Genomic DNA, 9411 nt, shown 5'->3' with positions numbered 1-9411 from the left:
GGCGGTGGAGGCAGCAACTTTGGCGGCGGCCGCAGCGTGGACCTCTCCCTCAGCGGATCGACCGCTTCCGCGCAAGCCGCGCCGAAGAGCCGGGTGACGATGACAACCGGTGGTTCATCCCGTCCAGCGGCTGCCTCGGGCAGCGGCGATTTTAAGGCCGGCGACAAAGTCGCCCATGGCAAATGGGGGACCGGTACGATCGTAGCGGTGAAGGGCAGCGGCAACGACATGGAATTGCAGATTGCATTCCCGGCGCCTGTGGGCGTGAAACGCCTGCTTGCGGGCTTTGCGCCGATTACGAAGGTGGAATAAGGGATAGAACTAGGTAAATATGCATCTAAAGCAGCATAACCCATGATGGCCTTATTATATTGAAGGAGGATTGCCCCTGCATGGATTTCAAGGAAAAGATGGAGAAGCTCATTGCGGAGCTGAACAATTATAATTACCATTACTACACGCTGGATCAGCCGCTTGTAAGCGACAAGGAGTATGACGCCCTGTACGACCAGCTGGTAGCGTTGGAGGCAGAGACCGGAGTGACGCTCCCGGATTCTCCGACCCAGCGGGTGGGCGGGGAGATTCTGAAGGGTTTTGCTCCGCACCGCCATTTGGCTCCGTTATGGAGTCTCGATAAAGCCCAGAACATCGAGCAGCTCCGTACCTGGCATGATCGCGTGGTCAGGCTGGTCAATGACTATAATACGAAGAATCCCGGCAATCCTCTGCCGTCGCCTTGTTATGCACTGGAGCTGAAGTTTGACGGGCTGACGCTGAATCTGACCTATCAGGACGGCAAGCTGGTTCAAGCATCGACACGGGGCAACGGAACGGTTGGCGAAGGCATTTTGGCACAGGTGAAGACCATCAAGTCGGTGCCGATGACGATCCCGTACACGGAAGGCACGATCGAAGTGCAGGGCGAGGGCATCATGAACCTGTCCGTGCTGGAACAATACAATCAAACCGCGGCAGAGCCGCTCAAGAACGCGCGTAATGCTGCCGCAGGAGCGCTTCGCAATCTGAATCCGAAGGTGACGGCCGAGCGTAAGCTGAACGCGTACTTTTATAATGTCGGCTACTCGGATGGAATCACTTTTGCCGACCACAAGGAAATGATGGACTTCCTGCGCGAGAATCGGCTGAAGGTCAACCCGTACATTTTCTATTTCGAGCAGTTTGATGATGTGATGGAGCAGCTGGCCGATATCGAGAAACGCCGTTCCGAGCTCGATTACCTCATTGACGGGGCGGTTGTGAAGGTGACCGATTTCCGCATCCGCGAGGCGCTTGGATATACCGACAAGTTCCCGCGCTGGGCAGTCGCTTACAAATTCGAAGCGGAAGAAACCACGACCGTGCTGCAGTCGGTTACCTGGAATGTGGGACGGACCGGAAAAATCACGCCATTAGCGCGTGTAGAGCCCGTTGAGCTGGCCGGAGTTACGGTGCAAAATTGTACGCTGAACAATATCGGGGATATTGAGCGTAAGAACCTCAAGTTCGCGCTGGGCTCGCGGGTCTTCATTCGCCGTTCGAATGACGTCATTCCCGAGATCCTCGGCAAAGTGACGGAGGAGCAGGATGGCGAAGAGATCCTGTATCCGGAACAGTGTCCATCCTGCGGATTTCCGCTGGAACAGCGCGGCGCCCACCTCTTCTGCAACAACAAGACGGGGTGCAAGCCGCAAATCGTGGCCCGGATCACGCATTTTGCTTCCAGGGATGCCATGGACATTGAAACATTCAGCGATAAAACCGCGATCCAGTTATACGACGAACTGGGCGTGAGAGAACCGGCGGATCTTTATACACTGTCGTTTGACAGCTTGCTGAAGCTGGAGCGCTTCGGCGAGAAAAAAGCCCAGAATCTGCTGGATGCCATCGAGAAGAGCAAGGAGCGGGATCTTGCATCGTTCCTATTTGCACTGGGCATACCGAATACCGGCAAATCCACAACCAAAATGCTGGCCGATCACTACCGTGATTTGAACCGCGTGATGGCGGCGACCGCGGAAGAATTGGTCGAGCTGCCGGACGTGGGCGGCATCGTGGCCGAAAGCATCGCGGGATACTTCGCCGACCCGTTTGCCCAAGCGAGCATCCAGAAGATGCTCTCGCTGGGCGTCCAAGCGAAAGCGCCGGAAGCGCCGAAGCCGGTCAGCACCGATTCCTATTTCAGCGGCAAAACGGTTGTGTTAACAGGCACCCTCCATCTGCTGACCCGCGAAGAGGCAACCGAACGCTTGGAAGCGCTTGGCGCGAAGGTCACCGGCAGCGTGTCCAAGAAAACCGACCTCCTCATTGCAGGCGAAAAAGCCGGCAGCAAGCTGGCCAAAGCCCAGCAGCTCGGCATCGACATCCTGGAGGATGAAGAAGAGTTCGTGCGGTTGTTGAACGAATAACAGCATACCCTGGATATATTTTGCAATATCAGTTGCAACCCCATAAGAACCGAGGCTATCGATAGCCTCGGTTCTTTCTTTTTCCCGAATTCCTTTCTCCTCCCTTACTTGCGATGTAAGCCATATTTTCCTTGAATCTATGAAGTTTTCGATCATTCGTCAAAAGCTCCTAAACATTCGACTGAATTTAACAAAAACATACAGAAAAGGATGAAGGAATCTAATTTTGGATTCTAGAATAATTTACCACGGGTCAGTCTTATGCGGAAAGGAGTGGATACCATCGTTAGGCAGCGCAGATATGCTGATGACATCCCGGACCCTAATTTGATTGGGAAATCTATCTTATGGGAGGGGCAAAGCCTTGAGTAAAAAGTTGTGGTCTGCACTACTAAGTTTTGCATTAACGCTATCACTGGTTGCACCAGCGGCCGGGGCGGCTCCGTCTGAACGGCAGATCGAGCTGAACAATCCGCTCAGTGCCGAAGAAGCTAGGCAGATAAAGGATATGCTGAAACAGCGAGCTAAGCTTGCGGAGTTTCCCGCGCTTGATCAAAGCCTGCAGAAATCGGCTGGGGGGCCTACAAAGGTTATCGTAGAATTGTCTACCGAGCCAGTGGCTTTGGCCAAAGGGCTTTCCTCGATTCAGGGCCAATCATTCAGCTCATCCGCAGAGGCGAAGGTTGAAGCACAGGTACAATTGGAGCAGCGGACTTTTATACGCAGCCTGAACACGAAGAACATCACGCATGAAATCTCCGATCAATATAGCTACGCATTCAACGGGGTGTCGATGGAGATCGATGGCAGCAAGGTTGAAGCGCTGCTGGATATCCCTGGCGTTCTAGGCGTTTATCCCGATCTGGAGGTAACGGTTGGACCGAAGGGCGAAGTGAATCCATACATGAAAGACACGGGGCCGTTCATCGGTGCTCCTGATGTCTGGGATCTCGGATATACGGGCAAAGGCATTAAAGTCGGCGTTATTGATACAGGTATTGACTACGCTCACCCGGTTTTGAAGGATGCTTATAAGGGCGGGTACGACTTTGTCGACAAAGATAATGATCCTTATGAGACGACTCCGCTCGACTGGGAGAATGATCCCTCCAATCCCCCGCAGGTCGATGACAGGGGGAGCACGTATTGGACCGATCATGGAACGCACGTAGCGGGTACCATCGGAGCCCGTGATGCCGGCGAATATGGAGTCGTGGGCATTGCTCCCGAAGCGGATATCTATGCTTACCGCGTTCTTGGGCCGTACGGAAGCGGCTATTCCAGCTGGGTACTGGGAGGTATTGACCGTTCCGTTCAGGACGGAATGGATGTAATCAACCTCTCCCTGGGCAATTCCCGAAATGATCCGGACTATGTAACGTCCGTAGCACTTAACAATGCTGCGCTGGCTGGTGTCACGCCAGTCGTTGCAAGCGGCAATACAGGGCCAAACCGCTGGACGGTTGGATCGCCGGGGCGGCGGCTTTTCCGATTACGGTAGGAAACTCCACGGGGCCAAGCGACGAAATGGCGGCAACATCGCACTTTTTCACGGACGCGGAATTGCCGGGTAAGCCCATTGAAAACAATGAGGGCACGGTTGAGCTTGGAGAAGGACCAGCACCATCTGTCACGCCTGACGAGCAGGCAGAAGCACAGATCGATGAAGCTGCCCAGGAAGCATCGACCGATGACACGGCGCCTTCCGTTAATCCGGAGCAGGATTCAAACTTAGTCCAATCGGGTGACCGCGCAGCAGAGGAGCCAGCCACTGATGAAGTGCCAGTTGAATCTGCCGACGATGAAGTAGCCCCTCAGGCTGACGATGCCGCTCCGGTTACCGTGGTAGATGCTACGTATAAGCTTGAATTAATGGCGTGGAATCTGGCAGAGGACCCTGAAGTCGTCCTGAATGGGGATTTCGGACTCATTTATGCGGATCTGGGTAAACCAGAGGATTTCGCTGGCAAAGACGTAGCGGGCAAAATCGCATTGATTAAACGCGGCGAACTCGCCTTCGTTGATAAAATTGCGAATGCTAAGGCAGCAGGCGCAACGGGTGCCATCGTATTCAACCAGAACCCTGGCCCGATCGGCGTCTTGCTGGGAGACAGCTTTGCCTTCATTCCAACCTTTAGTATGAGCAAAGAAGACGGCGATTATATCCAATCGCTGCTCGATGCCAACCCGGATCTGAAAGTGAATTTCACCGATTTTATTAAAAACCGAACCCCTGGCGATGAAATCAATGATTCCAGCTCTAGAGGCCCGGCCAAAAAGACGCTGGATATCAAGCCTGACGTGGTAGCGCCGGGTACGAGCATTCTGTCATCCGTTCCGGCATACGGGAAGGACATTGCAGGTGCGGATTACAGTCAGTCCTATGACCGCTTAACAGGCACTAGTATGGCGTCCCCGCATGTGGCAGGGCTTGCGGCGCTCATCCTGGAGAAGCACAACGACTGGACTCCGTTCGATGTCAAAGTCGCCTTGATGAATAACGCCAAAGTGCTGAATACTGAATCCTACGATGTGACAGATCAAGGGGCCGGACGCGTACAGGCGCTCCAGACCATTCAGGCAGAGGCGCTGGTGAAGGTCTTGGACAAGACTTCGTATCAAGAGAACGGAACTTCCAACCAAAAGGAAAACATCACCGGAAGCATAAATTTCGGTAACTTTACCGGCAAGTCTGCCAAGACCGTTCAGAAAAAGATAAAGGTAGAGAGCGTTGGAAACGCGGGCGGCACGTTTAATGTGCAAATCAATAACACGCAGGTCACGCCGGGAGTAAGTGTTACAACCGATAAAAGCACCTTCACCCTCAACGGTCAAGAAGAGGTTACAGTGACCCTTCAAGTGCCGGAAGGGATAGAGGGCGTATCGGAACAACAAGGGTATATTACCTTTACGAATGGAACCCACACCTATTCGGTTCCTTACGTTGCGTACTTTAATCTTGAAATCACGGGCGTGAAATATACAAAAGCCTATAGTGACACCGAAACCTACTTGCCGCATGTTCCGTTGACCGAGACCGGTGAGCTGGGCAAGCTCAACCTGGCTTTCGAATTCTACAATCCGATGCAGATCGTCATTGTGGACTTGTATGACAGCCTCAACCCGGAAGCAGGTGTTGACGGTGACGGCATTATCGGCCAAATATTCGGAGGTGAAGCCTACTTTGATGCCAATACTTCCTTTACGATCGGTTGGAACGGGAAGTATGCCGACTATGAAACCGAGGAAGAGGTAGAGGTTCGGGATGGATTGTACTCGATCGAGCTTCTTTCCTTGGATACGAATCTCGTGGTTCACTCGGATTATGCCACGATTCCTTTCTTCGTGAAGCGATCGGCACCTTCGATTCAAACGAATGCAGATGTCAAAATCTCCGGCAAGAGCAATCCTGCACTAACCGGCACGATCGATGATCTCTATGTAACGGCAGTTCCGGCGTTGTGGGATGAATGGGCTATTGATTTTGACGTGAGCGAATGGCTGGATGCCACTTATGTTATTAAAAGAGCCAATAAAACGGTAGCGAAGGAAGGCAGCTTTGATGTCGAGCAGGATGGCGCCTTTACCATCGCGTTAGACGGATTGTCTTCAGGGAACTATACGGTAGAGCTTTCCGTGAAGGACCGCCAAGGTCTGGAAGGAAAAGCGACGGTTGACCTGCAGTTGACAGGCGCGCCAGGACCGGGCAACCCGGACCCAGGTAACCCAGGCGGAGGTTCCGGCGGTGGAGGCTCATCTTCCGGCGGCGGCTCCACGGGAACTCCGTCCACTCCGGCTCCTGAAGTATCAGGGGATGCTAAAGTAACCACCCAGAAAAATGCGGATGGCACCGAATCCGCAACGGCAGCTTTGTCTGAAGCAGCGGTTACTACAGGAATTACTAGTGAAAGTAAAGAAGTGAAGCTGGACGTATCCAAGCTGGATTTCAGCAAATACAGCGACGTAGCTCTGACCCTAGGCAAGACGACTGTCGATAAACTGAAAGCATCAGGCAAACCGCTTGTTATCACGGGTAACGGTTTTACCTTGACGGTGCCTGCCGAAGCTTTGGATGATTTCACGACGGCCAGCGGATTCACTTTGACGGTGTCGGTAGCTGCCGGCAAGGCGGGGAATCCTGCAAGCTTGAATGTGGTTTCGCCGCTCGTAACGGTGAAGCATGCCGACAAGTTCAAGCATTCGATTTTGCTGACACTAACCTATGATTCCGCCAAAGTGAAGGATGCCCGCAAGGTGGGTGCCTACGTTCAGTCGGAAAAAGGTGACTTGCAATCCGCAGGATTGCTGCAATCGGCTGAGCGCGGATCGATCACGTTCCGTATCGACGGACCGGGCTCTTATGTGGCCGCCGAGAATAACGTGACCTTTAACGACATCGTCAGCCACTGGGCTAAGGATGAGATTGAGGTTGCTGCCTCGCAGCATATCACGAACGGTACCGGTGCGGGACGTTTCTCGCCGAACAATGCGGTAACCCGTGCCGAATTTGCGACGCTCCTTGATCGTATTTTCGAGACAGGCATCGATTGGGAAACACGCAGCAAAGAAGCGGGGGCGAAGCATCCGCTGACCCGCGAGGACATGGTAGTCATGATTGCGGAAGCGTTGAAGATGGATTCCGAGACGGCATCCTTGTCATTTAGCGACACGAATCTGATTTCGGAGGATGCACGTGCGGCCGTGGCCTTTGCCGTAAACGAAGGTTTGGTGAAGGGAGTGAGCGGCAACCGCTTCGCACCGGGCGAGACTTCCACTCGAGCACAGGTATCCGTCATTGTGTACCGTTTACTGGATTATCTGAACAAAATTTAATGAAGGCTAAGCTGTTTCAATACAATTCTGGTTGAGTTAAAGAGGAGCTGCTCCATGTCATCGACGTGACGGGGCATCTCCTCTTTATAATGCGCTCGCTGCTTGTTACTTTCAACAAATAGGTTGATTCGACATTCTGGGGTGTGTAATATTTTGGTAGCGCCTGAATTCGATGAAGGGGGATGACATGAGATATAGAACAGTGTTCTATGCAACCATTGCCATCGTGCTATTTTTCGTTATGGTTTCTGTAGTGGGGAATCTGGTTGAGGGATCAGAAGCCGGAGCTATTCAGTTGAGCTTCGAGTGGGTGACTAAATACGTGCTCCCATGGATATTCCTATACTGGTTCATAAAACTCGTCAAAAAAATGAAATAAAAAGACACTCACCAACGCACCATTGTGCAGCCCTATGAGTGTCTTTTTCCATAGTACGACTATTCCCTTGACCACTGATCCAGCTTGTCATCACCCGGAAGAAGCAGGGCAAGCAGACCTAGCAGCGGCAAGAAGCCGATGGCGATCATCACATTGCCGATTCCCCAAGCATCCCCGAGATTTCCGAGCACAAGCGAACCGACCCCGCCCATGCCAAAAGCAAACCCGGTGATCAGCCCGGATACCGTACCGATATTACCCGGATGCAGCATTTGGGCATACACAACGGTGACCGAGAAACTGGACAATAGAACAAACCCGCCGATCAGCAGCAATACAGCCGCCCAGAACGGGGAGGCGAACGGAAGAATCAACGCAATGGGTGCCGTGCCGATCATGGAGAGCATGATCATGTTGCGACGGCCAAAGCGGTCGGCCAACGGACCGCCGAAGAAGGTGCCAACGGCCCCGGATGCAAGAAACAGAAAAATATAGATCTGAGCATTGTCAATCGTGATTTTGTATGCATCCATGAGGTAGAAGGCATAATAGCTGCTAATGGCTGCGCCATACCAGGAGCGGATAAACACGAGAATGACGAGAACCAGCGTGGCATTGCGTACGCTTTTGCGGCGAGCGGGATCAAGCATGCGTCCGGCAGCTTTCTTTTTAAACGTGTAACCGGCTTTCAGCATGCCGTGATACCAATGGGCAACATAGGATTGCACGATGATACCAGCCGCGGCAACGAAGGTGAAGCCAATCGCGCCAAACTGTCCGAACGGTACGAAAATGTATCGTGTTAGAAGCGGAGCAAGTGACTGCCCGGCATTGCCCCCTACTTGAAAGATCGATTGGGACAAACCTTTTCGCATGCCTGCAGCCATATGAGCGACCCGCATTCCCTCAGGATGAAAGGTAGCGGAGCCTAATCCGATCAGAACGACAGCGAACAGAACCAGGATATATGTATGTGCATATGCAAGAATGAATACGCCTGCAAAGGTAAAACACATCCCAATCGGAAGCAGAATCGGTGTCGGCCTTCGATCCGCGGCGTACCCGATGACCGGCTGAATGATGGATGAAGTAAAATTAATGGCAAAGGAGATCCAACCGATCTGCGTAAAGGTAAGCAGCAGATTATCCTTTAATATGGGAAAGATAGCAGGGATCACGGACTGAATCGAATCATTAAACAAATGAACGAAACTGATGGCGATTAGAATTTTATATACTGTAGCCTGATTTGCCTCTCCATGCGCAGGACTTGGAGTATCTTTGGGCTTTTGGAGAGCGATGCTTTTGTCTGCCATGCGGCGAACTCCTTTCTTAATAGATGTAGTCGGTCTGTGAAAAAGCGATGAACTAACCTTAAAACCTTTTGTATAGGAAATCAATTACATTTCGAGATGATACTTAAATCAAAATGCGCTCCATGATTAAGCAAATTTATACGGGCGAGGTAGACAGACTCGAATGAATATTGATCTCCAACAGGCATTAATCATGTCATCAACGATGTTATGCGAAACTTTACATATTTTCTTTTAAAAATGCTTGCTATATCTTTTGGGTCGTGGTATATTACTAACTGTCGCTTTTGACGAAAGCTTTTGAAGCTTGTCGAACGGCGTCGAAAAAAAGTGTTGACATCAAGTTAAATGCTTGATAAGATATAAACCTGCGCTGCTGATTGAGATTTGATCGGCAAAGCAGCCAACAAGTTCCTTGAAAACTGAACAAATGGATCACGTCAATGTAAGACAAGCAAACGTTAATACGTTAGCTTCT

The 9411-nt window shown here is 51.8% G+C and carries 3 protein-coding genes and 2 pseudogenes; 4 read left to right on the top strand and 1 reads right to left on the bottom strand.

Going from position 1 to position 9411, the window contains the following annotated elements:
* From HMPREF9412_RS09720 to HMPREF9412_RS09700, 4 genes and pseudogenes are all read left to right on the top strand, one after another.
* Nucleotides 1-312 (top strand): annotated as a pseudogene (locus HMPREF9412_RS09720) (ATP-dependent DNA helicase PcrA); the annotation flags it as partial.
* 80 nt (nucleotides 313-392) lie between these two features.
* Complete coding sequence (ligA, locus tag HMPREF9412_RS09715) at nucleotides 393-2405, top strand: NAD-dependent DNA ligase LigA (protein WP_009591290.1); 2013 nt, start codon at nucleotides 393-395, stop codon at nucleotides 2403-2405.
* Between the two features lie 364 nt (nucleotides 2406-2769).
* Nucleotides 2770-7238 (top strand): annotated as a pseudogene (locus HMPREF9412_RS33580) (S8 family serine peptidase).
* 187 nt (nucleotides 7239-7425) lie between these two features.
* Nucleotides 7426-7617, top strand: coding sequence for a hypothetical protein (locus HMPREF9412_RS09700; RefSeq protein WP_015737648.1), 192 nt, complete (start codon nucleotides 7426-7428; stop codon nucleotides 7615-7617).
* A gap of 59 nt (nucleotides 7618-7676) precedes the next feature.
* Here HMPREF9412_RS09700 and HMPREF9412_RS09695 read toward each other — a convergent pair whose 3' ends face one another.
* The gene (locus HMPREF9412_RS09695; RefSeq protein WP_009591294.1) at nucleotides 7677-8933 is read right to left on the bottom strand and encodes an MFS transporter; all 1257 of its coding nucleotides are present in this window, start codon (nucleotides 8931-8933) and stop codon (nucleotides 7677-7679) included.
* Nucleotides 8934-9411 lie beyond the last annotated feature (478 nt).

The sequence above is a fragment of the Paenibacillus sp. HGF5 genome, from assembly GCF_000204455.1.
GTDB lineage: Bacteria > Bacillota > Bacilli > Paenibacillales > Paenibacillaceae > Paenibacillus_AQ > Paenibacillus_AQ lautus_A.
Note: the sequence above shows the minus strand (reverse complement) of the source record. Positions and strands in the feature narration are given on the sequence as shown.

Excerpts from the sequence above, each read along its gene's own strand:
- HMPREF9412_RS09700 (WP_015737648.1), top strand. The coding sequence starts at position 7,426 with ATGAGATATAGAACAGTGTTCTATGCAACCATTGCCATCGTGCTATTT.
- ligA (WP_009591290.1), top strand. The coding sequence starts at position 393 with ATGGATTTCAAGGAAAAGATGGAGAAGCTCATTGCGGAGCTGAACAAT.
- HMPREF9412_RS09695 (WP_009591294.1), bottom strand. The coding sequence starts at position 8,933 with ATGGCAGACAAAAGCATCGCTCTCCAAAAGCCCAAAGATACTCCAAGT.